General features: G+C 40.1%; 25 protein-coding genes. 6 read left to right on the top strand and 19 right to left on the bottom strand.

Annotated elements, in window-relative coordinates:
- Positions 1-25: 25 nt before the first annotated feature.
- From AC6CHJ_RS01725 to AC6CHJ_RS01690, 8 genes are all read right to left on the bottom strand, one after another.
- A complete protein-coding gene (locus AC6CHJ_RS01725) occupies positions 26-1,459 on the bottom strand; it encodes an amino acid permease (RefSeq protein WP_249775371.1) in 1,434 nt (477 codons plus the stop codon).
- Between the two features lie 359 nt (positions 1,460-1,818).
- Positions 1,819-2,901 carry a DmpA family aminopeptidase gene (locus AC6CHJ_RS01720; RefSeq protein ID WP_392995207.1) on the bottom strand — a complete coding sequence of 361 codons (1,083 nt, stop codon included), beginning with the start codon at positions 2,899-2,901 and terminating at the stop codon, positions 1,819-1,821.
- A 52-nt stretch (positions 2,902-2,953) separates the two neighbouring features.
- On the bottom strand, positions 2,954-3,919 hold the full coding sequence (locus tag AC6CHJ_RS01715) for an ABC transporter ATP-binding protein (RefSeq protein ID WP_392995209.1): 966 nt from the start codon (positions 3,917-3,919) through the stop codon (positions 2,954-2,956).
- Positions 3,920-4,912 (bottom strand): ABC transporter ATP-binding protein, encoded by a 993-nt coding sequence (locus AC6CHJ_RS01710; RefSeq protein WP_392995211.1) that lies wholly within the window; start codon positions 4,910-4,912, stop codon positions 3,920-3,922.
- A gap of 18 nt (positions 4,913-4,930) precedes the next feature.
- Entirely contained in the window at positions 4,931-5,815 is an 885-nt protein-coding gene (gene nikC, locus AC6CHJ_RS01705) for a nickel transporter permease (protein ID WP_249775970.1), read from the bottom strand.
- A gap of 33 nt (positions 5,816-5,848) precedes the next feature.
- A complete protein-coding gene (gene gsiC, locus AC6CHJ_RS01700; RefSeq protein WP_147195198.1) occupies positions 5,849-6,769 on the bottom strand; it encodes a glutathione ABC transporter permease GsiC in 921 nt (306 codons plus the stop codon).
- 81 nt (positions 6,770-6,850) lie between these two features.
- Positions 6,851-8,461 carry a glutathione ABC transporter substrate-binding protein gene (locus AC6CHJ_RS01695; protein ID WP_498287092.1) on the bottom strand — a complete coding sequence of 537 codons (1,611 nt, stop codon included), beginning with the start codon at positions 8,459-8,461 and terminating at the stop codon, positions 6,851-6,853.
- A gap of 36 nt (positions 8,462-8,497) precedes the next feature.
- Positions 8,498-9,508 (bottom strand): asparaginase, encoded by a 1,011-nt coding sequence (locus AC6CHJ_RS01690; protein WP_392995216.1) that lies wholly within the window; start codon positions 9,506-9,508, stop codon positions 8,498-8,500.
- Between the two features lie 303 nt (positions 9,509-9,811).
- Between AC6CHJ_RS01690 and AC6CHJ_RS01685 the strand changes: the two genes are divergently transcribed.
- Positions 9,812-10,714, top strand: coding sequence for a DMT family transporter (locus AC6CHJ_RS01685; RefSeq protein ID WP_498288499.1), 903 nt, complete (start codon positions 9,812-9,814; stop codon positions 10,712-10,714).
- Between the two features lie 52 nt (positions 10,715-10,766).
- Complete coding sequence (locus AC6CHJ_RS01680) at positions 10,767-11,144, top strand: DUF4181 domain-containing protein (RefSeq protein ID WP_392995218.1); 378 nt, start codon at positions 10,767-10,769, stop codon at positions 11,142-11,144.
- 56 nt (positions 11,145-11,200) lie between these two features.
- On the opposite strand, the gene AC6CHJ_RS01675 is transcribed toward AC6CHJ_RS01680, so the two are convergent.
- From AC6CHJ_RS01675 to AC6CHJ_RS01635, 9 genes are all read right to left on the bottom strand, one after another.
- Positions 11,201-12,538 carry a purine-cytosine permease family protein gene (locus AC6CHJ_RS01675; RefSeq protein WP_498287091.1) on the bottom strand — a complete coding sequence of 446 codons (1,338 nt, stop codon included), beginning with the start codon at positions 12,536-12,538 and terminating at the stop codon, positions 11,201-11,203.
- Between the two features lie 69 nt (positions 12,539-12,607).
- The gene (locus AC6CHJ_RS01670; protein ID WP_066784157.1) at positions 12,608-12,922 is read right to left on the bottom strand and encodes a cupin domain-containing protein; all 315 of its coding nucleotides are present in this window, start codon (positions 12,920-12,922) and stop codon (positions 12,608-12,610) included.
- A 14-nt stretch (positions 12,923-12,936) separates the two neighbouring features.
- Positions 12,937-14,670 carry a hydantoinase B/oxoprolinase family protein gene (locus AC6CHJ_RS01665; RefSeq protein WP_150283553.1) on the bottom strand — a complete coding sequence of 578 codons (1,734 nt, stop codon included), beginning with the start codon at positions 14,668-14,670 and terminating at the stop codon, positions 12,937-12,939.
- A 1-nt stretch (position 14,671) separates the two neighbouring features.
- A complete protein-coding gene (locus AC6CHJ_RS01660) occupies positions 14,672-16,714 on the bottom strand; it encodes a hydantoinase/oxoprolinase family protein (protein WP_392995224.1) in 2,043 nt (680 codons plus the stop codon).
- A 24-nt stretch (positions 16,715-16,738) separates the two neighbouring features.
- Complete coding sequence (locus AC6CHJ_RS01655) at positions 16,739-17,284, bottom strand: helix-turn-helix domain-containing protein (RefSeq protein ID WP_498287090.1); 546 nt, start codon at positions 17,282-17,284, stop codon at positions 16,739-16,741.
- Between the two features lie 424 nt (positions 17,285-17,708).
- The gene (locus AC6CHJ_RS01650) at positions 17,709-19,187 is read right to left on the bottom strand and encodes a sodium:solute symporter family protein (RefSeq protein ID WP_498287089.1); all 1,479 of its coding nucleotides are present in this window, start codon (positions 19,185-19,187) and stop codon (positions 17,709-17,711) included.
- Positions 19,184-19,384 carry a DUF3311 domain-containing protein gene (locus tag AC6CHJ_RS01645; protein ID WP_251645232.1) on the bottom strand — a complete coding sequence of 67 codons (201 nt, stop codon included), beginning with the start codon at positions 19,382-19,384 and terminating at the stop codon, positions 19,184-19,186. The genes AC6CHJ_RS01650 and AC6CHJ_RS01645 overlap by 4 nt, the downstream gene beginning before the upstream one ends.
- Before the next feature lie 60 nt (positions 19,385-19,444).
- Positions 19,445-20,632 carry a M20 family metallopeptidase gene (locus AC6CHJ_RS01640; protein ID WP_498287088.1) on the bottom strand — a complete coding sequence of 396 codons (1,188 nt, stop codon included), beginning with the start codon at positions 20,630-20,632 and terminating at the stop codon, positions 19,445-19,447.
- Positions 20,633-20,653: 21 nt separating this feature from the next.
- Positions 20,654-21,901, bottom strand: a complete 1,248-nt coding sequence (locus AC6CHJ_RS01635; RefSeq protein WP_498287087.1) for a Zn-dependent hydrolase — start codon at positions 21,899-21,901, stop codon at positions 20,654-20,656.
- A 197-nt stretch (positions 21,902-22,098) separates the two neighbouring features.
- Here AC6CHJ_RS01635 and AC6CHJ_RS01630 point away from each other — a divergent pair, with 197 nt between their 5' ends.
- From AC6CHJ_RS01630 to AC6CHJ_RS01620, 3 genes are read left to right on the top strand one after another with little or no spacing between them, the layout of a single operon-like run.
- Positions 22,099-23,934 carry a helix-turn-helix domain-containing protein gene (locus tag AC6CHJ_RS01630; RefSeq protein WP_498287086.1) on the top strand — a complete coding sequence of 612 codons (1,836 nt, stop codon included), beginning with the start codon at positions 22,099-22,101 and terminating at the stop codon, positions 23,932-23,934.
- 35 nt (positions 23,935-23,969) lie between these two features.
- Entirely contained in the window at positions 23,970-24,359 is a 390-nt protein-coding gene (locus AC6CHJ_RS01625; RefSeq protein WP_498287085.1) for a hypothetical protein, read from the top strand.
- A 33-nt stretch (positions 24,360-24,392) separates the two neighbouring features.
- Positions 24,393-24,758, top strand: a complete 366-nt coding sequence (locus AC6CHJ_RS01620; RefSeq protein WP_249775355.1) for a hypothetical protein — start codon at positions 24,393-24,395, stop codon at positions 24,756-24,758.
- A gap of 44 nt (positions 24,759-24,802) precedes the next feature.
- On the opposite strand, the gene AC6CHJ_RS01615 is transcribed toward AC6CHJ_RS01620, so the two are convergent.
- Together AC6CHJ_RS01615 and AC6CHJ_RS01610 are read right to left on the bottom strand one after the other, a co-directional pair.
- Positions 24,803-25,234: a hypothetical protein gene (locus tag AC6CHJ_RS01615; RefSeq protein WP_147195225.1), complete on the bottom strand. Its 432-nt coding sequence runs from the start codon at positions 25,232-25,234 to the stop codon at positions 24,803-24,805.
- Positions 25,235-25,246: 12 nt separating this feature from the next.
- On the bottom strand, positions 25,247-25,747 hold the full coding sequence (locus tag AC6CHJ_RS01610; protein WP_498287084.1) for a GNAT family N-acetyltransferase: 501 nt from the start codon (positions 25,745-25,747) through the stop codon (positions 25,247-25,249).
- Between the two features lie 140 nt (positions 25,748-25,887).
- Here AC6CHJ_RS01610 and AC6CHJ_RS01605 point away from each other — a divergent pair, with 140 nt between their 5' ends.
- Positions 25,888-26,451, top strand: coding sequence for an N-acetylmuramoyl-L-alanine amidase family protein (locus tag AC6CHJ_RS01605; protein WP_498287083.1), 564 nt, complete (start codon positions 25,888-25,890; stop codon positions 26,449-26,451).
- The last annotated feature ends 90 nt before the right edge of the window (positions 26,452-26,541 follow it).

Below are 26,541 nucleotides of genomic sequence, written 5' to 3'. Positions count from 1 at the left end.
AATAACTCATTGCTTTTTATTATGGCTATGATTCTTGTTCAGTTATTTGTACAATGGTTTGTTCAGTAAACTCCTCTTCTTTTGTCACCACTTTCTTCGCCAACTTAAATTTATAAAACAATACACAAGCAATTAAGAAACCTACGCCATAAAACACACCCAGTCTCTGGGTAGGATCAAAGGCAAGAAAGATAAGAATAAAGAAACAAAATCCAAAACAAAATAACGGGACGATTGGATATAATGGAACCTTGTATTTTAAATCCGTCAGCTTCCCTCCCCCTTTTAGGAACTTTCGACGGAACATATATTGAGATAAAGCAATACCCATCCAGGAAATAGTGACCGATATTCCGGCTATAGACATCAATAAAACAAATACTGTGTCAGCTGCTATGAAGCTTGTTAATAAAGATAAAAGCGAAAAAGAGATGGTGAATATAAGGGCATTGAGTGGAACTTTTCTCTTAGTTAATTTTCCGAAGACTCTAGGAGCCATTCCATCGTGAGCCATTGACCATAATAAACGTGTTGAAGCATACAGACAGGAATTTCCTACTGATAAGATAGCAGTTAAAATAATAAAATTCATAATGCCCGCCGCATATGGCACACCGGCTATTTTCATTAGAGTAACAAATGGACTTTCCAATAATCCTAATTCAGAAGAAGGGAAAATAGCGGAAAGAATAATGATCGATGAAATGTAGAAAACGATTATTCTAAAAAGAACATTGCGAATCGCTTTCGGAATATTTTTTTCCGGCTCTTCACTTTCACCTGCAGCAATTCCAATTAATTCTGACCCTTGGTAGGAGAAAATAACATTCATCATGGTAACAAAGACAATGGCAATACCTGCCGGGAAAAGACCGGTCGGCGCTAAATTCGTCATAAAGGGAGTTGAGCGGTCAGATAAAGGAATGAAACCAAAGATTCCTGCGATGCCAATAAGAATAAATGCAATCACAGCTACTACCTTTATCCCCGCGAACCAATACTCCGCCTCAGCAAATCCTTTCGTTGTTAACGCATTTAAAGTGAATAAAAGCACAATAAATGCAGCACACCAAATCCAAACTGGCGTATGAGGAAACCAATGCTTCATAATCATGCCTGCAGCTGTAAATTCAACACCTGCAGTTGCAGCTGAACCCACAAAATACATCCATCCTAGTGAGAAACCCGCAGATGGCCCAATGTATTTAGCTGCGTACTTTTGAAACGAACCAGTAACTGGCATATGAACAGCAAGCTCCCCCAAGCAAACCATAACCATATACAAAATCAAACCGCCAATCAAATAGCCAATAATAGCTCCCCCGGCTCCTGCTTGATTAATCGTAAAACCTGCATTCAAAAAAAGCCCGGTCCCGATAACGCCGCCTAGTGAAAGCATAAATAAATGGCGTTTTTTCATCGAACGGTTTAACTGTTCGTGTGTTTCCATTTTCTCCATTAACCGCACCCCCAAGATATGTTTGAAGTCTAAAAGAACCAAACCTGTTCCCCTATTAAAAGCTATAAGCGCTTCTTTGCCCCCTCTTTCCGCATAGCAGAATTAAATTCTGTTAAAAGGAATATTGATTAAATTATAAATAACGATACTTTTATTTGTCAATATCTTTTGAATAGTCAAAATGTAAATGCTTTCATTTCATAATAATGATGAGCATTTAAAATAGATCGGCTTGAAACCAAAACTAGATCACATACCTCCTCCTATAATAATTTTTCAGACATAAAAAAATCCCCATTCAATAAACAGATTAACTGTCTACCAAATAGGGAGCTTCAATATTAAGTTAATAAGTACAACTAACTATTCCATCCTTTAAGTCCCATTAAAATCTTATAAGGAACTTCCTCTTTCACCTTTCCCTTGTTACCCTCGGTAGTGGTGGCTTTACAGATAGAATTCCAAATAGCTTCTTCCACAGTGTCCACCGCCATTTCAAAAAGTTGGGAGATCAGCTGGCCATCCTCTCGTAAAAAGTGAAATGTGTTGCATTCCTGGTTAGGTGGCAGCTTATGAGGAATACGATGCGCTGTGGAAAAGGCAATAACGATATCTCCGCTTCCATGGGATGCATAAGACCCCGTTCTTGAAAGACCAAAGGCAGCGCGTTTCGCTAATCGTTGCAACTGCCGTTCATTTAAAGGAGCATCTGTTGCAAGGACTATCATAATAGAGCCATCTGGCATTCTTTCTTTGTTCTCTTCCGCTTTCGCGAATCGGCCGTCACCCGGTATGCGCAAATCTTTTTTTTCACCAAAGTTGCTCACGACTAAAGCTCCGACTGTATACAGATTATCCCCAAAGGAGGCCACTCTTGAGCTTGTCCCAATGCCTCCTTTATAACCTAAGCAAGACATACCTGTCCCCGCACCAACGCATCCTTCTTCCACCATGCCACTATCAGCATTCTGAATTGCTTGAATGGCATGTTCTGGTGCAACATGCATGCCGCGAATATCATTCAGATACCCATCGTTGCATTCTCCTACAATGACATTGACAGTGCCGGTTGTATCGCCAATTTGCGGATTTTGCCTGAGAAGATAACGAATGGTTCCATCTAAGACTGCCGGAACAGATAGCGTATTTGTTAGCATAATGGGGCTTTCAAGTACACCCAATTCTTGTAGCTGGATGGTCCCTACCGTCTTGCCAAACCCATTAATCACATATGAGCTCCCTAAAACTTTTTCTTCGAAGAGAGAATCAGCATGAGGCAGGATAGCTGTTACCCCTGTTCGAATGGCATGTCCGTCTTCATTATTATAGGAAAGGGTAACATGTCCCACCTTCACATCCGAAACATCTGTTATCGAATTATGTTTTCCGGTTTCGAATCTACCTATTTTAATACCTAGATCACGTAGCCTAACTCTGCCCATTTCTTTTCACCACCAAAATTTGTCTATTATATAAATTGAAGACTATCTCTTTTCAATATAAATGACAAGCAGAAAAATGGCCTGGAGAAGTTTCCTTTAATACAGGAACTTCGGTTTTGCATATTTCCATACAGGCATTGCAGCGTGGGTGGAACGTACAACCAGTTGGTGGATTTGATGGGCTTGGTATATCTCCTTGTAAAACAATCCGTTCTTTTTTCACACGCGGATTAGCTATTGGCACAGCAGACATTAAGGCTTTGGTGTATGGATGCTTTGGATTTTCGTACAATGTTTCCTTCCGAGCAATCTCTACTAATTTACCAAGATACATTACACCTACCCGATCACTGATATGTTCGACAACACTTAAATCATGAGATATGAAGAGATAAGTTAACCCAAATTCCTCTTGTAAATCTTGCATGAGATTCAACACTTGCGATTGAATGGACACATCCAATGCAGACACAGGTTCATCTGCTACTATCAATTTCGGATTGACAGCAAGCGCTCGCGCAATCCCAATTCGTTGCCTTTGTCCACCACTGAATTCATGTGGATAACGATTGGCGTGATAGGATGTAAGCCCAACACATTCTAATAATTCATGTACTTTTTTTATTCTGTCTTTTTTGTTCATCATATTATGAACAATTAAGGGCTCAGCAATAGTTTCGCCTATCGTCATTCGTGGATTTAAGGAGGCATATGGATCCTGAAAGATCATTTGTAATTCTTTTCTTGCCTCTCGAATTTGTTTATCGTTTAACTTACTAAGATCTCTTCCGTCAAACAAGATTTCTCCCTCAGTCGGTGCAAGCAGTCTTGTAATCATTCGTCCAGTCGTAGACTTGCCGCATCCACTTTCCCCAACTAACCCTAACGTCTCTCCTTTTTCGATAGTAAGCGATACTCCGTCCACTGCTCGAACAAAAGACTTTTTCTGCCCAAACAAACCTTTGTTGACTGGAAAATGTTTTTTTAGATTTTTGACTTCCAATAAGAGCTCTGTCATTTACTTTGCCTCCTTTACAAATTCATCCTCATAAAGGAAACAGCGACACTGATGTCCATTCGAAATCTGGCTCAACTCTGGATCTTCCGTTTTACAAATCTCCATTACTTCTATGCAACGCGGAGCAAATTTGCAGCCCTTTGGCATATTAGCAGGAGTCGGAACATTACCCGGAATAGACGTAAGCCGCTCTGATTTCAATCCTAATTTTGGAACAGAATTTAACAAGCCCTTTGTATAAGGATGTTTCGGATTTTCAAATAGTTCAAAGACATCCGCCTCTTCTACCACCTTGCCCGCGTACATAACGACAATACGATCACACATTTCGGCCACTACCCCTAAATCATGAGTGATCAGCATCATAGCTGTTCCCTTTTCTTGTTTCACTTTTTTCATGATTTCTAATATTTGAGCCTGTATGGTTACATCTAATGCGGTTGTTGGTTCGTCTGCTATTAATAATGTAGGATTACAAGACATGGCCATCGCAATCATTACTCTCTGTCTCATGCCGCCGGAAAGTTGGTGGGGAAATTCATCGATAATCTCTTCTGCTCTAGGTATACCAACAAGTTTTAACATGTTGATGACGTGTTCTCGCGTTTTTTTCTTGTCATACTTCAAGTGTAGCCTAACAGCCTCTCCAATTTGTTTACCAATTTTATAAACTGGATTAAGCGATGTCATAGGTTCTTGAAAGATCATAGCTATTTCATTGCCTCGTATTTTACGCATTTTGTCTTCTGGCAGGGTTAAAAGATCACTATCTTTGAACCTGATGGATCCATCTACGACTTTACCAGGTGTATGACCAAGCAAGCCCATAACAGAAAGCGACGTTACACTTTTACCACATCCGGATTCACCCACAATGCCCAGTGTCTCTCCTTCATTGATAAATAGGTCAACGCCATTCACTGCAGGTATTTGTTGATTATCAACGAAAAAATAAGTTTTTAAATTAGATATCTCTAATAACCTATTACTCATATGATCGCTCCCTATCTATTAATCTTTCATCTTCGGATCGAGCGCATCTCGTAATCCATCACCTAACAAATTAAAAGCAAGAACCGTAATAAATATGGATAGACCGGGGAAAAACGTAACATGGGGAGCCGTGTTTAGAAAATCTCTCCCTGCACTGAGCATGGCACCCCATTCTGGAGATGGCGGCTGAGCACCCAATCCTAAAAAGCTCAGACTTGCAGCTGTTAAAATCGCTGTGCCAATTCGCATCGTAAAATAGACAATGATACTTGAGAGGGTGCTGGGGAAAATGTGTTTAAATATAATCCTTTTTGCTGATGCTCCAACTGACCTGGCCGATTCAACATACAACGTTTCTTTAATCGAGAGAGTACTGCTTCTGACAATTCGCGCAAAAGTCGGTATACCAAAAATAGCAACAGCAATCACGACATTCCCTAACCCTGGCCCCAAGATAGCGATAATCCCAATAGCGAGTAAAATGCCGGGAAAGGCAAATAAAACATCACAAATTCGCATAATCATATTATCGAGCCAGCCACCATAATAACCACTGACTAAGCCTAAAATTGTTCCAAGAACAGCACTGAAAAATACAGAGCTTAATCCGACAAAAAGAGAAATTCTTGTTCCTTCGATAATTCTGCTAAAGATGTCTCTTCCAAATGCATCTGTGCCAGCTAAATGCTGCATGGACGGTGAACTCAAAATATTTTCATAATCCGGCTCTACAGCTGAATATGGTGCAATAAATGGACCTAATAGCGCCACAATAAATAAGAATCCAATAAAAAAGGCAGCAATCATTGCAATACGCTGTTTCTTAAATTTTCTCCAGAACTCTAAAAACGGGGTTCGGACTTTTTCGGCTTCTTGTCGGCCATCTTTTAAATGAAGATCCACAGTACCATTTTTCAACTCTCTACCCCCTCTTTATTATTTATAGCGAATTTGCGGATTCATCATCCCATATAAAACATCCACAATTAGATTAATCAAAATGAACTCTAATGCAAAAAGCAGCATTTCTGCTTGAATGACTGGATAATCGCGGAACGATACTGAATCAATTAACAAACGTCCTAATCCAGGCCAACTAAATACAGTTTCCACGACAATAGATCCTCCCAATAAAAAGCCAAACTGTAATCCAGTCATCGTTATTACTGGTATCATGGCATTCTTTAAAGCATGATTCCACACCACTACATTTTCTTTAAGCCCCTTCGCCCTTCCAGTCCGAATATAATCTTCTCTTAGAATGTCCATTAAAGAAGATCGTGTAAAACGCGCTATAACAGCAGCTACTCCTGCTCCTAAAGTGACTGAAGGAAGAATATAGCTTTTCCAAGACTCAATTCCTCCTGTTGGAAACCATCCAAGCTTTACTGAAAATAATTGAATGAGCATTAAACCTAGCCAAAAGGATGGTAATGAGATCCCTGAAACAGCTCCAAACATCCCTGTGTAATCTTGCCACTTGTTTCGCTTTGTGGCTGAAATGACTCCTATCAGCAATCCAAAAACAATTGCCCACACCATACTCCAAATTGTTAACCAGAAGGTGGGCATAAATCTGTCCGCTATCTCATCAAATACAGGTCTTTTGGTTTTCATTGATGTACCTAAATCACCCTGTAGTATTTTCCCTAGATATACAAAGTATTGTTTAACTTTTGGTTGGTCTAAACCCAATTCTTGCCGTACAAGTTCTACATCTTTATAGCTCGCATCAGGTCCTGCTACTAGTCTTGCAGGATCTCCTGGAATCATATGCACAAACATAAATATAAAAATAGAGACAATGAAGAGAGTTGGAATAATCCCTAATAAGCGCTTAATCGTATAGTGAAACATAATCCTCCCCCTCGAAGATTGTTAGTAAAGGTTCTTATAATAGTGAGCGCTAATTTTGCAACTAGCGCTCTTCACTATGTGTTATCTTTTAATTTCAGCTTCACTTGCGCTCAGCGCACCATCGGGAAGTAAATAGACGCCTTCTAAATAATTCTTTTTGCCTGCCATTGTATCTTCAACCATGAGATACGCCCATGGTGCATCCTTCCAAATAATTTCTTGCATTTCAGCATAGGCTTCTTTGCGTTTTTCTTGGTCTGCTGTTTGAAGGCCTGCATCAATTAATTCATCTACTTTTTTATTTTCATAATATGATACGTTATAAGATGTTGGAGGAGCTGAATCACCCGCTAGCAGTGGGCGGATTCCCCAGTCTGCATCACCTGTAGAAGAAGACCAACCGCCATAGTAAAGCTCTACCTCAGCATCTTTTGCATTTTGCACAGACCAAATTTTATCTGAAAGTGTCCCGGATTCCATCGGGACCACGTTTACTTTAATACCGACTTGGCTCAGTTGCTGTTGTATGAATTCCATTGCCTTCATAGCATCCGAGTTGTTCGCACCCCATACTTTTGTTTCAAAACCATTCTCGTATCCTGCTTCTTTTAACAATTTTTTTGCTTTTTCAAGATCATAAGGATATGGTGTTTGCTTAGAATAGAATTGGAGACCTTCTGGAATAATGGAGTCCATTACACTTCCATATCCGCGGTAAACCACTTTTAAAAATGCTTCCTTATTGATAGCATAGTTAATTGCCTGGCGTACTCGCACATCATTAAAGGGTTTCTTCGTGGTATTCATTGACATATACCGGGCCACAATGGATGGTTTATTTTCGACGACAATTCCGTTTTTACCGTTTATTTGAGCAGCTTGTTCAGTTGGAATTGGATAAATGAAATCAGCTTCGCCTGTTTGAAGCATGGCTACACGTGCACCATTTTCAGGCACTGGCTTAAACTTTATGTCATCAACTTTCGGCAATCCTTCTTGCCAGTAATCTGGATTTTTTACAACTGTTAAATGATCACTTTGATCCCACTCAGAAAATTTGAATGTACCTGTGCCAACTGGATGTGTTGCAACATCTTTTCCATACTTTTTAATGGCTTTAGGGCTCATGATTCTTGCCGCTGGATGGGCGAAGTTATTCAGCATTGCACCAAATGGTTTCTTTAATGTCACCTTGAAGGTGTAATCATCGATCGCTTCTGTTTTCTCCACAAGCTCGAACATGCTATAACGTTTTAATTTATTATCCGGATTTGCTACACGATCGATATTGACCTTTACAGCTTTTGCATTAAATGGAGCACCATCGTGAAACTTTATTCCTTTTCTCAGATTGAAGGTGATTTCTTTTGCATCTTTACTAGCTTTATAGCTTTCCGCCAATACAGGAATCATTTTCATATCCTTATCAAAGCCAACAAGTCCTTCTAACATGGTGGATTGAATGGAACCAGACAGTGTATCATTTGTGTCTTGTGGATCCATGCTCACAAGATTATCTTTAATGGCAATCGTAAGAGAGTTGCCTTCTTTCTTTGCAAGCGATTGGTTTTTAGGATTTGCATTCTTGGATGGATTAGGTTCTTTGCTTGTGGAACCAGAACACCCTGCAAGCACAAGGAGTACTGCCAATAAACTAGTTAACCATACAAATAGACATCTTTTCTTAAACATTTCCCTTCCCCCTCGACATTTTTATTTTCCCTGCTTCTAACACTTTCGCAAAATAAAAGATGGAACAAGTTGCCCTATATCCTCTTGTCGGGCATTTTTTAAAACTGGCTGATGATATTGCCTTAAATGATTCAATTGTTCTTGATCTAATAAATCCAACTGTCTCAGTACCTCTAATGCTGTTGGATAAACGGCCCTGCTGTTCCCGTCTTCTACCTTTATAGCAATGCCGACGCCAGTTTCTTTATCGCCAATTAAGTACACAGCCTCGGCTCCTGCTTTTCCAAACATTCTTCCTGCGGCAGCTTTCATAAAATCTGTACAAAAACGGGCCGTCCCACCAACCATTTCCGGATATTTCATCATAGCGGTAGTGATTCGATTAACCGCTTCGGTCCGGCTGTCTGAAAATGTGTTTGGACGAGTCATTCTTGCAAATCCATATGCTAATCGTTCTAATGGCAATGCATGTACCGGCACTCCACAACCGTCTATCCCAATCTTTATTTTTTCAATTGGATACTCAGTCACCTCAGAAATCACCTTCATGATACGTTGTTGGACAGGATGATCAGGTAAATAATAGTCTTCCAGTGATTCACTGTTATGCTTTGCTGTCACTAGCATGCCTGTATGCTTCCCTGAACAATTATTATATAAAGGGGTCAGTTCCTTTCCGGCTGTCATGAGCTGTTTATAAGTTTCCTGCGAATGAGGAATATGGGTGCCGCATTGCAAGGCCGCTTCTTCTATGCCTGTCCTTTTTAACATCGCTATAACGCGATCGGTATGCTGTGCTTCTCCGCTATGTGATGCACAACATAAGGAGAGGTCCTGTTCACTTAGCCCATATCGATCCGCTGCTCCCGTTTCCACAATCGGCATAGCTTGCAACGGTTTCACTGCAGAACGAGCATAGGTTTCTCGATATGGGTCACCCGCTGCATATAGTAATGTACCTGCCGAATCAACAACTGCTACATGTCCAAAATGAGAGCTTTCTATCTTTTTCCCGCGGTAAACATCTACAAGTTTCAATGGATTCATCTTTATGCACCTCTTCTCATCAATAAAATTCGTTCAAATGTTTGACCTATTATATTGATGAGGAAAGTCTATTAGAACCGAATTCTTTCAGAGAATATCAATAATCCTTCATAGATACCAGATAAAAGTGGTATAACCATTTTGCAGAAGAGGCATATAGCATGTTTTTTTATTGCTGTGATAATTCTTTGATGGACATTGGAATATAGAGTGGCCTTTATATGGGTAATTTTATTTATTCAAAATTCAGAAATGCCTGTTATAATTAGCTATACTTAAATAAAGGAGCTGGCTACCTTGCCTATGTTGTATGTATGTTTATTGTTATTGACGAGTTTTCTATGGGCGGGGAATTTTGTAGTGGGAAAATCACTTGTAGACCATGCTAGCCCCATTACCTTGACTACTTTAAGATGGTTGATTGCTGTACTTTGTCTCCTACCTTTTGTATGGTGGAAAGAAAAGAAGCTGTTGCCATCAAAAAGTGCCATTCTACCACTTATACTGATGGGTGTGACAGGCGTGGTATTATTTAATATTTTTCAATTTTTAGCGCTCGAACATACTTCGGCGACAAATGTTGGGTTAATCTCCACACTTAATACCATTTCAATCGCTGTCTTTTCTTTTTTTCTATTAAAAGAGCGGATTGCTCCATTACAAACACTCGCAATGGCCTCCTCTTTCTTTGGCGTTTTGCTTGTACTGACAAAAGGGAAATTAGGCTTACTTCTCGCCTTTCAATTCAATGTGGGTGATTTGTGGATGATTGCGGCTGTTCTGATTTGGGGGCTTTATTCTGTTTTTAGTAAATGGTCGATGGCGAAAACCACACCGTTAATGGCTACCTTGTATTCAGGTATTTTTGGGCTAATCGCCATAATTCCTTTTAATGTGGCTGACTTCCACATCACCAATGTCAATCCATCCTTCTTGGGTGCCCTTTTTTATACCGGGCTGATCTCTACAGTCCTATGTATGGTGCTTTGGAATATTGGCGTACAAAAAATCGGCGCAACAACTGCTGGCCTTTTCTTGAATTTCAATCCTATTTTTACAGCCATCTTATCTTTTTTACTTTTAAGTGAACGAATGACGTTCATCCAAGTGATCGGCAGCATCATCGTCATTGCAGGCTGCTACTTGTTTTCTATTTTTAAAGCAAAAGAAGACGCTGAAGTTCATGAAGAAAGTTCGGCTGCATGAGATGAGTAATTCTTAAAACACAATACTCCTATACGAAGGAGGGTACATTACGATGAAATTCTTAATTTTCCTTACCTTATTATTAGTTGGCGGTTGGATTATCGAATATCTACTTCGAAAAACCTTTAACGTCAAAAGAAATGGTTATATTTATAAGCCTATCAATCTACTACATAAACGTTTAGAATGGACGCTGCTTGGACTTTTCTTCATTTCAATCATACTTTTTTCTAAGTATACTTTTTTAATTGTGCTGCTTTATTTGATTATACTGAATCTGTTCCGCGGTTTTATGGAATGGTTATTTGCTAGAGATAAAAGAGAATATATTATCACTCTTTTATTTATGATAATTTATCTTCTGTTTGTGGCAATCACCTATTTCTTATTTGTATCATTCGATTTTATTCCGCCATTTCATTGGAATTAAAAATAAACCCAAGATTGCTGTAGAAATAGCAATCTTGGGTTTTAATTTATTCATCATTAAACAGTAAAATGGTCAGGTGCAATATTCTTTTTAACACGCATAGCAATCATATAGACAATCGCAGAAACCAATAGCGATTGGACTGCTGGGAGCCCTACATTATATACATATTGCGTCAAATAGCCAACAAAGATACCGGCAACTAAAGCGATCGTTGCCATCCAGTTCCATCCATTCTTATCTTCCCACTCCTGTTTACGAATCATGAAGAAGTCCGCCATCATTACTCCACCGATTGCTGGATACAATAGAGCAGTTAAATACAAGAAGTCCATAAAGTGGTCAAGAATTCCCAATAGTGCAACTATTATAGCGAGTATTGTTCCTAATAATGTTAAAAGCGCACGCCCCTTACCGGAATTCACATTCAAAACATTTGCTAAGGCGAGACCCATGCTATAGTTATTTACAAGCTGTGAGGTCCATGTAGCAAACCATAGGATTAGAAATCCCCAAATCGGAAAACCCATGCCCATCATCACATTCACAATATCAGCATCACCTACGCCTACTGCCATTATTGCTCCGACAATGAAAAGAGGGAATCCAACTAATATGATGCCACTCGGAATGATAAAGTTATCCTTCCAAGTTGGTTTTGCATAGCGCGTGTAATCTGATGCGATCACCCACTGAGAAACATTCACCCCAATAACAAGGCTGATAGCCGCCCATATAGACATGGTAGGCTCAGGATGCCAGGAACTAATGGTTTCCCACCCTGTATTCTTTAAGGCATAGTATATTCCTCCAGCAATCAAAAGTAAGCCTGCTGGTACAGCGATATAATCTGTCCATTTCATTGAGCTATAGCCAATAATAGAAGGCAATGCAAAGAGCAAACCACAAATAACCGTGACAACGGCCCACCCTATCCAGTTATTCTTATAATCAATCCCAAACATCGCTGATATAGCATTCCCCGCAACTGCCGTTTGAACTGCCCACCAGCCAAGTGAAACAAGGAAAATCGTCAGTCCGACTAAGACTTTTGCTTGCACAGATCCAAAGCTCGTCTTCGCTATAACGGAAGAGGCTCTTCCTGTTTTAGCGCCGATATATCCTTGAAGCGTATTTCCAATCCACTGAATACCGAATAGTGAAATAATCAGTATCACAAGAATGGTAGACAATCCAAAGCTAGCAGCAAGAGAAGCTCCTACCATCAAAACCGGAATGGTAAATTCTAAACCGCCAAAAATCATGGCTGGTGTCAGCCAATGCTGTCGCTGAGATTCTGGAATTGAATCCAACGCTTGGTCTTGTTCCATAAAACCTTCAGCACTCGTTTTGTTCGTTTTTTCCTCCACCTCTACTGTATTCGGTTGTGCCATATGTTTCCTCCTTTTCATATAAAAATGAGAGAATAGAAAACTTGTAAAAGCTTCTATTCTCTCTTTGCATTACTTAGATTTCACTAAGGCATATACTAATTCGCAATCATTTTCTCCGCCTACACACCAATGGTATTCGCCTGCTGGAATATAGGAGGCTTCACCTGCTTGAATCTTGTATGGATTCCCACCACTTTCGCCAGATAAAGAACCTTTAATAATAAAGGAGTATTCATGCTCTTCATGAACAGTCGTTCCGTCTAAAGGAAGCCGTTCACCGGCTGGAATGGTAACATAACCAAACTTTACTTCTGCATCTTGAAACTGATTTTGGAAGAGAACCTGTACAATATCCTCTGTAATCTTTGGTTGTTCGATTTTCATACTCATTCCTCCAATTATGATCTTCTAGGGAGCTCTTTATAGTCAAAGGTAATCGGATTTACTTCCACTTGGAAGTGTTCCTTCGCTTCTTCAATGGTGAAATATCCATTTTTTACGTCTTTGGCTACCTGTTCTGCCGGGCGTTTTTCCGGGCTTCCGTATCCTCCGCCTGTTCCTGTCATTAAGCGAATAACATCATTTTTTTGTAGTTTATAACGCGGATACACACCATATGGTCCGTCTACTTCGCCACTAGCTTTATGAATATAAAATTCATTTGGCGAGCCTTCGTTACCGCCGTTCATACCCCAAGGATAAAATTTATTACGCCCAAAGGTTACTGTAGCAGCTTGTCCATCTGTTAATGCACGATATGAACGAATGACCCCTTTTCCGCCAATGTATTCCCCTGCACCGGCACCATTTCCATCCTCTCGAAGGCTGTATTCATCAATCAAAACACCATAACGAGTTTCTGCCACTTCAACCGGGACATTATAGGTTTCTCCATCAGCCATACAGAATTGACCAGAAGCTCCGTCTTGGCCCTGTCCGCCTCCCCATCCACCAACGGATGGTTCCACAATTAGGAATGGCTCGTCTGTATCTTGATGATTACCTGACAGAGTTACAGCGCATACAGACAAATGATGCCCTGCAGTCAGGCGATTTGGAAGATGCGAAGCTAATGCTTTCCAGACTAAGTCCATACCTCCTAATAATGTCTCGAAGTAGTTTGACACTGGAACAGGACGTTCAGCTGACATAATCGATTTTGGATCAACAATTACTTGGAGCGGCCTAAAGACACCATCATTCACATCTTGTTCAGGGTTTGTAATAGCTAAGAAAATCGTGCGCACAGCTGACATTAGACCCGTGTATGAACAGTTTACTGGACCGGGAACTTGCGGGCTGCTTCCTCGGAAATCGCAGATAAATTCATCATCTGTAATCGTTACTTTTACTTTAATCTTGAACGGGCCATTGCCAATGCCATCCGTATCAATAAAATCTTCAGCCTCAAAAACACCCTTAGGCAGTTTTTTAATCTCTTGTCTTGAGATGGTTTCACCATGATCTAAGAGATAATTAATCGCTGCTACGATTGTTTCCTTACTGTGTTTATCACACAATTCCTTTATACGGCGGTCGCCTGTACGCAATGCAGCAACCTGAGCCCACATATCACCTAATGAAAGGTCTGGGAAACGGACATTAGAACGAATGATTTCAACGATTGCCTCATTCAGGCGGCCTTCATCATAAAGCTTAATACAATTAAATTGCAGGCCTTCTTGGAATATATCAACAGCATCATTCGTAAACGAGCCCGGGTCTTTCCCCCCTACTTCTGTCCAGTGAGCCTTGTTAGCAGAAAAAGCAATCAGCTCTCCCTCGTAAAAGATTGGCATTACAAGCCCTACATCCGATAGATGGGAGCCCCCACCATTGTAAGGATCATTGATAATAAACACATCGCCGGGCTTTATTTTTTCGCCGGGATACTTTTTGATTGTTTCTTTTACCATAAATGTAAGCATCCCAATGAAGCCTGTGACACCATTACCTTGTGTAAGAAGATTACCTTTTGCGTCTGTTAAACCACTTGCATAATCCAGCACTTCATAAATGATTGGGCTCATCGATGTTCGAGCAAGAGCGATAAACATTTCATCCCCTGCCGCCAAAAGAGAATCTTTCACAATTTCCAGCGTAAACGGGTCCACTTTCACAGAAGTAATCATATTACTTTTCCTCCATTTCGATAATGATGTTTCCGTAGGTGTCTAAATGCAGTTGCTGGCCTTCATAAATAACCGTCACAGCCGCTTTTTCTTCAACTACAGCAGGTCCCTTAATGACCTTATTAGATGGGAGCTTTTCACGATCATAAACTGGTGTATTGATCCAACCTTTATTCTCAAAGTAAACTGAACGGAATTCTTTACGAGCTTCCAGGACTGTCCCTATCCGTTCAATTTTTGCAATGACCGGCTTAGGTACTTTACCGAAAGCTGTTACGTGCAAATTAACAATTTCAGTCGGAGAATCTTCTAATTTAAATGTATAGTTCTTTTCATGAAGAGTATGGAATCTCTCAATAATGTCTCTCTTATCTTCTTCCGACCATTTCCCCACAGGAACTGGTACCTTTACCGTGTGTTCTTGACCTAGGTAACGCATATCTGCGAAACGATGGAACTCTACTTTATCTTCTGTCATGCCTTCATCCTCATAATGACGAAGTGCGTGATTCTCAATTTCATCCCACTGTGCAGTTATTTCATCTAAAGATAGTTCATTCATTCGCTTGATATAGGTTTGAATATAATCATGTCTCAAGTCCGTCATCAGCATGCCCCATGCGGAGAATACCGGAGATGCGATTGGGACAACGACTTTTTTCACACCGAGTTCAAGAGCAAGAGCTGGCGCATGCATAGAGCCACCTCCGCCAAAGGCTAATAAAGTAAAATCTTGCGGGTTATACCCTTTACGGATGGAGATTAACTTTAAAGCATTCAACATATTCGAATTGGCAATACGAATAATGCCTAAAGCAGCTTCTTCAGCTGTAATGCCAAATTGATTGCCGACTTTTGTTTGAATGGCTTCTCGCACTTCATCCATATCCACATCGTAATCAAAATTCTTAGGTGATAAGCGACCAGCCAATAAATTAGCGTCCGTAGTAGTCGGCTCAGTGCCGCCTAATCCATACGCCACTGGTCCTGGCATAGCTCCAGCTGATTGAGGCCCTACTTTTAGAGAACCTGCATTATCGATCCATGCAATCGAACCGCCTCCATTGCCGATCTCCACGATATCGACTACAGGTGCCTTTATAGGGTAGCCCGCGTTACGGCTGTCTCTTTCAATATAGTAATCTGTTGAAACCTTCACTTCTCCATTTTCGATTAGTGAACATTTAGCCGTTGTCCCGCCAATATCAAATGCAATAATATTCTTTTCTCCAATTAATTCACCTAACACAGCAGCACCATAGATACCAGCAACGGGGCCTGATTCAACCATATTGATAGGTGCTTCCTTTGCATTGTTAAACTTCGTTGTCCCGCCATTTGATTGCATAATGTAACGCTGATCGCTCTTTGTTTGTTTTTGCAATTCTCTATCCAGCTTATCCACATATGTGGTAGCTGCCGGTTGCACATATGCATTTAGAACTGCTGTATTCGTTCGTTCATATTCACGCCATTCTTTTGTAATATCACTTGATGCAGTGACAAACACTTCCGGCCATAGTTCTTTAATTATTTTTACAGTCTCTTCTTCATGAGCTGAATTTACATAGGAGTGCAGGTAAGAAACAGCAATAGATTCGACGCCTTCACTTTTAAAGTACTGTATACACTCTTCAATATCTTTGCGATTCAGCGGTGAAAGTACCTCTCCCTTATAATTCAGGCGTTCATCCACCTCTAGGCGTAAATGACGTTCAACAAACGGTTCAGGTTTTTCGTATCTTACGTTAAAAAGATCCGGTCTGTTGCCCCTTGCAATTTCGAGGATGTCGCGGAAACCTTTTGTAGTAATTAACCCCATTTTGGCACCCTTACGTTCTGTCAAAGCATTAATAATCACGGTAGTACCATGAATAAATGTAGATAACTCTCCACTTTGAACATCAGCCTTCTCCATTACATCTAAAACGCCTTTTTCAAAATTAGGTGGAGTCGTATTACTTTTTGCAATTCCAATAACACCGCTATCATCAACGTATACTAAATCTGTGAAGGTGCCTCCGATATCTGTTGCTACTCTCATTTGATCTACACTCCCTTTTTTAAATTAAAAAATAACAGGTGTTGAGACGCTTAAAATCTTGGTTTCTTTTGAAGTGGGATTTTCCCATGCATGCAAAAGTTCTGACGGAAAATGGACTGTGTCCCCAACTGTCAGGTGATAAGACTCCCCATTGATCGTAAATATCACTTCACCCTCTAAAACATAGTAGAGCTCTTCGCCTAAATGGCTATAGCTATGCTCTTCTTTCAGATGAGGGGGAAGAATCACTAATAATGGTTCAAGTTTACGATCGGGAAAAGCACCTGATAGCCGGATATACTTCTGCTCTCCTCCATTTACCTTTAACGTTTTTTGCTCCTGCTTTTTGATGAGATAATTCTGATTTACTTTATCGTCTTCAAAAAAGTAGATCATAGGAACATCCAAAGCAGTTGCTAATTTCTTTAGCGAAGTAATCGATAATGAAGAAGTTCCTCTTTCAATTTGTGAAAGAAAACTTAATGAAAGTCCCGTCTCTTCGCTTAGCTCTTTTAATGTCAAATTCTTTTGATGCCTTAATTCTTTGATTTTCTTATAGATGTCTTCCATGTTGCTAACTCCTAAAAAATTATAGTAGTACTGTAAATCATATTCTTCTTAATCCTTTGAAATGCTTTTAAATTACAGTGTCACTGTAATTTTTATCATAGTAACACAATATTTTTTGATAATCTATAATTTTTAGAATATTTATTATATTTTATTTCCAATATATCTTTTGGAATTACAGTATAAGTGAAATTATTATTTCTCCTATTACTCACCGTACTGTATGAGTGAATTACAAGAGGATGCTGGGGACTTAAATTGCTTTCTTTCGGTAGTAAATTTCCTCAAAGCGGTGGTAAATGTTGTGGGAGCGGTAGTAAATTGCCCAAGAACGGTGGAAAATCGACGTTCACCGAGGGTAAATTACCCCATCAAAAAAGTCTTCAACCTCCGAAGAGGCCAAAGACTTTAATTATTATAGCTATTAAGCTACTTGCTTATCAACAGAATCCTCGACAGTAGCTTGCGTTTTAGTTAGAGCACTTACGCCAAATGTCACAATAAGATTGACGATCAACGCTACTACACCCACGTTAAGATCCTTCACAAATTGCGGCAATGATGGGAAGAGTGTTCCGATTGTAGAGCCACTGATTGTAATGTAGGCCACCATGAACACGCCGACAGCAATACCTGCGAAGGCACCCGCCTTTGTCACTGGATTCTTTTTGCCAAGGCTGAAAACAAGTGCAGGGAATAATTGAGTTACTAGGCTATAGCCCATTAACAGTAGTGTAACAAGTGTATCTCCACCCTTGAACGTAAAGAACAGTGCAACAATCGCCATAACTGGCACAAGGTTTTTCGCTAATTTTGAAATTTGTTGGTCTGTAGCTGACGGTACAAATACCTTATAAACATTCTTAGCAAGCAAGGTAGATGAAGACATCATAATCATTGAACCTGGAACAATAGCAGTCAGCAATCCTGCTGCACCGATTAATCCGACAACCCATGGATCAAAGGTTTGCATGGAGAGTTTTAATAAAGCTAAATCTCCATCCGCTCCTTGTAAGCCTTTCACTTGAAGAATTGCGGCAAATCCTACAAAGAATACAAATAATAATACTAGCTGATACAATGGCATGATAATAGCATTTTTCTTAAATACGCGTGCATTTTCGGCAGAGTAGATCGTACCGAATGTATGAGGCCACATATAAAAGCCTAGTGCAGTCAATAAGACTGTTGAAATAAACCAAGAGGTACTTAAGCCTGCATCTGGAAGTGCAAGGAAGCCTGGTTTTGCTGCTTCAATTGATTCGAACATCGGTTGGAAACCGCCGTAATAATGCATCGGCAAATATATTCCTAAGAATAGGACAATACCGAGTATCATCGTATCCTTGATTACCGCTGTCCATGCAGAGCCGTGAATACCTGAAATCATGACATAGACAGTTACTGAAATTACACCAATCCAAATGGCAGCTGTAGAAGAAATAGAGCCACCAGATGCTTCAGCCACAATAATCCCCAAACCTTTAAGCTGTAAGACCAAGTATGGAATAAGTGCTGCCACACCAACAAGTGAGACAAATACGCCTAGATAAGGGCTTTTATATTTGCTGACAAAGAAATCCGATTGACTCATCAGCTTGTGGTCTTTTGCATATCGCCAAACGGCTGGCAATAGCCAGTACGACATGATATAAGCCAAACAGCCATAGCCTAGAATGTAGTATGTTGGACCACCTTTACCATATGCCCAGCCACTACCACCAAGGAATGTAAAGGTCGTATAAATTTCCCCTGCCATCAGCAAGAAGACAAAGATAGTGCCGAATCCGCGGCCGCCCACTGTCCATTGTTCAAGGTTCATATCCTTGCCTTTTTGTGCTCGAACGCCCAAGAAGATGGATAGCAATAAAAATCCAAATATGATAACTAAAGCAATATTCATTGTACTTCCTCCTTCTTATTCTCGGGGTCTAATTTGAAGACGATAGCCATAATACCTGAACTCAGCACTACCCATAAGACCACATAAAATAGAAGGAAAGGCATGCCGAAAACATACGGTGTCACTTTATTAGCAAATGGAATGCCACCTAGCAATCCGACGAATGGGATTAGAGCAAGAAGATGATGCAGTTTCATTGAGTAACCTCCTTATTTTATAAGAACCGCCGGATACCCAGCGGCTCTAACTTTTACTATTTATTTACCTAAGAATTTAAACACCGCATGCAGGAATGTTTTCACGCCAATTTCAAGCGCATCTTCGTCTACTGTAAAGCGTGCATGGTGGTGTGGATAAGTGATTCCTTTTTCTTCATTACCTGCACCTACATAGAAGAAGCAGCCTGGCGCTTTTTCCATGTAAGCTGAAAAGTCCTCGCCACCCATATTTGGCTTCATCAGATCAAGTGCTTCCTCGCCAAATACTTCACGCACCGTTTCCTCAATCACTGCCGTTACTTCCTCATCGTTAATCACAGGACGGTAGCCAAACTCATATTTGAAGTCATATGTCGCTTCATGTGCTTCAGTAATCCCTTTAATAACGCGTTCCATCTTTTCCGGAATGCTTTTACGAAGGTCAGCATCAAAGCTGCGAACAGTACCGCAAATATCCACAGATCCAGGAATGACATTATGTGTTGTACCACCTACAAATTGCGTTACAGAAAGTACTAGATTGTCTAGTGGATCTGTATTGCGTGATACAATATGCTGTAAATTCGTTACAACCTGAGCTGCAACTGCAATGGAGTCAACCGTTTGATGCGGAAGAGCCGCATGCCCGCCTTTTCCGTTGACTGTTAACCAGAACGTATCAGGAGCTGCCATCATCGGGCCATATACAACACCGATCTTTCCAAGTTCAAGAGGTGACCATAAATGAGTACCGATGACAAGATCAACGCCATCCATCACACCTGCTTGCACCATTTCTTCTGCACCGCCTGGGAACAGCTCTTCAGCATGCTGGAAGAAGAAACGGACTTCCCCATTGATTTGATCTTTTAATCCAGAAAGAATTTTAGCTGCGCCTAGAAGCATAGCTGTATGGCCATCATGACCACAAGCATGCATAACGCCCGGAACCTGGGAAGCAAATTCAAAAGTGTTTTCCTCATGGATAGGAAGTGCATCCATATCCGCTCTTAGTGCCAATGTTTTGCCTGGATTAGGGCCAATTAAACGAGCCATCACACTTGTTTTCGTTGGGCGAGAAAGCTCTAGGTTGCCAAACGATTCTAACGTGTCATAAACAAATTGTGCTGTTTTTTCTTCTTCAAAAGAGAGTTCCGGATTTTCATGCAAATGTCTTCTCCATTTAATAACATCCTCTCTCATATCTTCTGCTGCTTTATTTAAATCTACTGTTACGCTCTCATTCATTGTCATGTCTCCCCTTTTCTACTAATCTATCGTTTCGTTTACTTTTTGGACTGCTAGCGTTAACAGAGTTTGGCAAAGAATATTCGCGCCGTCCGCACAATCATCCTTTGAACTCCATTCAGCAGGATCATGGCTGATGCCATCCTTCGAGCGAATAAAAACCATCCCCATTGGACATAAATCTTTAAACTGCATACCATCATGTCCGGCGCCACTTGGAAGATATGTTTTTTCAAGTCCTACTATGTCAAATGCCTCTTCTACTGCTTTCTTTACTGAATCTGCACATGGGACCGGTGTAACGCGCTGCAAATCTTCTATCGTTAGGCGCACTCCTTGCTTTTCACAAATATCATAAGCTTGTTCACGAATTCGTGTTTCCACCTCGTCGCGCACTGCTTCATCCGTATCGCGCAAATCTAGTGTAAACTCAGCTCTGCCTGGGATAATATTAATGCCTCCTGGCTTCACATCCAGCTGACCGACTGTACCGACTGTTGTGCCATTTCGACCGGCTTCTGTTTCAATCGCAAGCATTACTTTCGCTGCCGCTACCAATGCATCCTGACGAATAGCCATTGGAGTTGCACCTGCATGGCCTGCTTCCCCTTCAATGATGAATTTCTGCCAGAGAGGACCTGCAATCCCTGTCACAATGCCCGCTGACAGTTTTTGTGTCTCTAGCACTTTCCCTTGTTCGATATGTAGTTCAATATAAGCTTTGACTTTCTCTGGTCTTCTAGCTGCACGGCCGATAGATTCAGGATTCAGCCCATCAGCCTTCATCGCCTCCGCAATAGAGGTTCCTTCTTTATCCCTTTGCTCTAAATCTTTCTCAGTAAGCGTGCCCGCAACACCACGGCTGCCAATCATGCCAAAGCTAAATCTTGCGCCCTCTTCATCCGTAAAAGCAATCACTTCAATCGGATGCTCTGTTTCAATTCCTTGTTCGTTCATACTCTGCAATGCATCAATCGCAGCCAAAACGCCAAGCGGCCCATCAAAATTTCCTCCATGGAACACGGAATCAATATGCGACCCTGTCAAAACTACACTCGCGTCTGGATTCTTCCCTTCTTTTCTGCCAATGAGGTTGCCAACTTCATCCTCCCAAACTAGCAGACCCGCTTCCTTCATATAAGAAGTGACCAATTCCTTTGCTTCCCGTAATTCCTTTGTAAAAGATAAGCGGATTACTCCCCCGCCTTCCGCCTTACCAATCTCTCCAAGACGTTCAAGCCGGCTCCATAATCTTTCCGGGTTTATCATGATTGCCCCCTTCCCGACATCGTGTGATGGCTAAAATTTTGTGTTAAGAACCATTATAAAACTTTTCTGAATATTTGTTATGTTTTTGAAAACAAAATTAACACTAAATTTTTGTGTAAATCTACAAAAAGTAGAGAAAATAGTATGAAAATTTATTATAATTGATAAATATTATCTAGAATATGAGGTGACGCCAAATGAAAGAAACATTGAGCCATCGCCAGCTGCAATCTTTAATCGAGGTTTCAAATGTATTGAATTCTACTTTAGATATTGATACGGTAATAGATTCCATCATGGACCAAACAGTTTCTATTACAGAAGCAGCACACGGGGGTGTTTTATTTATCTATGACAAGGTGCAGAATGTTCTTTTGCCCAGATCTAATAGACGCTTCACAACAGCTCTATCCGAAGTGCGCCTTCAACCTGGCGAATCGATGACAGGTTTAGCCTTCAATGCACGTGAGTGTTTGATTTTCAAAAATAGAGTGGAAGTAGAAAAAGCTACTGCTACTTTATCTGAGAAAAATTCAAAGCTAATGTACGCCTCTGTTCCGATGCTTCCCTACTCTTCCATATGCTCACCTATTCTTTCGAACGGTGAATGCATTGGAGTTATTACCCTTGATTCCTTTGATCCGAACCTACAGTTTGTGCCTCAGGATATTCATTTGCTTAATGCTATTGCACATCAGGCTGCAGTTGCATTAGAAAAAGCCAATCTATATCAAGAACAGGAACAGACAGTCAAAGTATTGGAGAGATTAAACAATACAATCATCGATCAAAACAAAATACTTTCCCGTTCAGTCGAAATTCATAAAAATCTTGCGACGCTCGTATTAAAAGGAGAAGGACTGCAATCTATTATCAGTTATTTGCATGAAATCACAGGCTATCAAGTTTTCCTATTCGACGAGTTAGGGGAAAACATCTCCCATGCCTATGATGTAAGCTGGAATGACGACAAACTGTTTAAGTTAAAGGAAAAAGTTCAAAAAACAATGCAAACCAATGAAATCGTGCGTTCGTCCATTGAAAGAACAATCAACCCACATTATCCATACATAAACCTACTTACTATTGGTGCAAGACCTGAAATTTTTGGTTCACTCGTTGTAGCAGCTAGTGAGAAAATAGATGCCGTCGATTTGGCAGCATTGGAACACGCATGCACTGTCATCTCACTTGAAATGGTGAAAGAACAAGCTATTTTTGAAGCAAAAGAACGGATAGATGGTGAATTTATTAATGACCTCCTTGCTGGTAAAATGGATGATGCGCTCGTTCAAAAAGCAAAGCAGTTACATTTTGATCCGAGTGGAAATTATATTGCCCTCATCTTGCGTATAGATGAAGAGGATCAGCTTCGAACCAGCATCAGCCGGCATTTCATCCAGTTGGCTAATCATATATTTTCACATCATCAAATAAAAGGAATTGCCGTCCGAAACCATGACCAAATCGTTATGCTCATGACCTTTCCGCAAAAGGTTTCTGTCTCTTATACCACAACGCAAATAAAGGAGCTTGTCTCAAAACTCCAACACGAGTATGTGGTCAAAAAATGGGGCGATGCGTTGTCAATTGGCATCGGCCGGATTCATCCAACACTGCAAAAAGCAACAAAGTCATTACAGGAAGCGGCAAAATGCTTGCAGTTCATGAGCAGTTACGGAGAGAACAACAAAGTCGTTAGCTATAAAGACTTAGGTGTTCATCAGCTGCTTCTTCAAAACACGGAGGATGAGCTAATGGAATTTATATATGAAACGCTTGGTCCACTCATCCGATATGATCAAAATAAAAAAGGTGGACTGCTCCCTTCCCTATTTGCCTATCTGGAATATAACCAAAATGCAAAAGAAGCAGCAGAAGCCATCCATGTTCATACAAATACACTTCTCTACAGGATAAAGAGAGTGGAAGAAATCTTAGAGACCAACCTATCAAACAGCCAGCAATTTCTCACCATCAACCTTGCCGTGAGCCTTTATCCGTTTCTGCAGGAGAAAATCGAGATGGGCTAGAACTTTAGCTCAATCATTAATTAGGAGAATGAGAGATGAAAACTCGAAAAATAAATGCCATGTTAATCGGAATTGCTGCATTGATCGTAATAGGCTATTCCATTTTCAAAATTTATAATGGAAAAGAGATGGGATTTAATGAGGTAGGTACAATCGGGGTGTTATTGATGATGTTTTTCTCTACCCTCACCTGGGGAGATAAAATAGACCAAGATGGCATATTACAGGAGGAAGAACTTGGTCAAAGAATTACAGAAAAAAGCTCTAAAATAAGTTACTTTCTTCTACTATTCTTTATTGTAGTAGCTGTAGCTGCCGATAAATTAATAAATGGGACAATCAATGCTTTTTTATTAGGTCTATTAGGTTTAGCGATGATTATATTACCTATTGTTGAATACGTGGTTGCTAAAAAGTATCAGTAAAATAAAAGAATCGTATTGAAGGAGAGATAAATGATGCATATTTATTGGTTAGGCGGAGGGCTCTTTCCTCTTGATTGGGAGTTTTGTTTTTTAACAGTCTCCGAATACAAGGAGAGATTAATTGAGAAACGAAAAAGCAACCCTGATTATTTTGATTTAAAAACAGGCGGGATGGACAAATTGTCTGCTCTTATAGATGAACGCGTGAATTTTGCTCTAAATAACTTTCGTGAGGAATTTAATGAACATGGTAATGCATTAAGATGCCCACCCCTGATTATTCCAATTCCCCGTGGAGATATAAGTAACGGGGCAGATTTCATTATCATCTTAAAGCGAGAGGAAGATGGAGACACAGCAGTTTACTCTCCCTACCCTATCTCATACTTAGAAACATGAGGGATTCTGTATCGATAGAACAAACTAAAAAGCAACTTCCAAAATTAAGGGAGTTGCTTTTTTATCAAAACTAACAAATCATTAAATGCTTCTTTATCAAGAAAGGTATAAGGTTCATCAGATTCTGCATCAATCACAAAAGTACCCTGTTTTGAGAGATATAATTGAAATGATCCACCACTGCCGCCAATAAGGACTATATAATCGTCTCCCAACCACTTTGAAGTTCTAATACGTTTTACTTCAACTTCCCTCAAAACTTGTATAAATTTTGTTGAATCAGCTTGATCAAAATCTATTATTTTGGCTTCCTTATCACTGATGTTAATTAAGCTAACATCCACTTTATCAAAATTAACATCAGTTAAGATATCATTCGCTAAGGATTTTGTTTTAAAGGTATTCATATAATGTATCCCTGTCCACACTAATAAAATAATGACTATAACTGAAAAACCAATCTTTAATTTTCCCATTCAGATTTCCCCTTATAAATACAAAACCATATGTTCTTCATCATAATATGTATTATCAACCTTTAATGCCCTTTTCTCTTTTGCGTATATCGAAAAGCCACAGGTGGTGTACAACTTTATGGCAGGGATATTAGTTGATACAACGCTTAAATATATTTGCTCAACGCCTTCTAAACTTTTCGCTTTTTCAATTGCTTTATAAATTAAAGTCTTTCCTAATCCACTTCCTTGCTTTTCAGGTTTAATGTACATCGCTACAATCGTTGCTCTGTGATTCAGCTTTATTAATGGCTCTCTAAATAAGGTGACCACTCCCACTAGCTCGTTTTCTTCAAAAGCACCAAAAGTAAATGAGTTCACGGGATCAGTAAATCGCTCTTTATATTTCGCTGCTGTTTGGTTTTTTTCCTCTTCGTAGGTTGTGGCAAAAGCATCTGGGCTATGTTGGAGAGCTTCAAGCCTGAGAGTAAAATAGTCCTCAGCGTCATTAGTTCTTAATTGTCTTAATTCCATATGTGTCCCCTCCTTTCTATAAATATACGGTACTACAATATCGTATTCCTCTAAGCTATAAAAAATAATTAAATGTCCCTTTTTCATCTTTCTTCTCTATGTACTAGTTGAAGTAATAAAAAGTTATGGAGGGATATATTATGTTACTACTATTTGATTATGGCCATGGAGGCAGAGACCCCGGAGCTACTGCAAGTAAAAGAAAGGAATCAGACGATGTATTGAAACTCGGAAAAGCCATTGCGGCCATATTGCGAGAAAAAGGTCTAACTATCGATGAAACGCGGAATCGTGATGTCACGATTTCTTTGCTCGCTCGCAGCAATCTTGAACACAAGAAAAAATATGACTACTTTATCTCGTTTCACCGCAACGCAGCAAAAAATTCTAGTGCGACCGGAGCAGAAACCTATGTTTATCTTACTAACAACAAAAAAGCTAAAGCTCTCGCTATCCCCATACAACAAGCAATGGTGAACCTTGGATTTAAAGATAGGGGTGTGAAACAGGCTGACTTCCACGTTCTACGGGAAACCTACTCACAAGCGATTCTTATTGAAGTTGGCTTTATCACTAATAAAACAGATAATGGACTCTTTGATACCAAATTTGATCAGCTTGCTAATGAAATCGCGGCAGCTATCTATAAACATTGTGTTATCAAAATAACGAAAGGGTCATCTTCTAACCCATGTTCACGCTAAGTCTTTTTGGCATCTATTAAGTTTGGATCTCTGTCTCACCAATGATTGTTCCGCCAAACCTGCGTCGCGGGTAGCTTAGGACTTAAATTG

Source organism: Rummeliibacillus sp. GQ308 (genome assembly GCF_059759115.1).
Note: the sequence above shows the minus strand (reverse complement) of the source record. Positions and strands in the feature narration are given on the sequence as shown.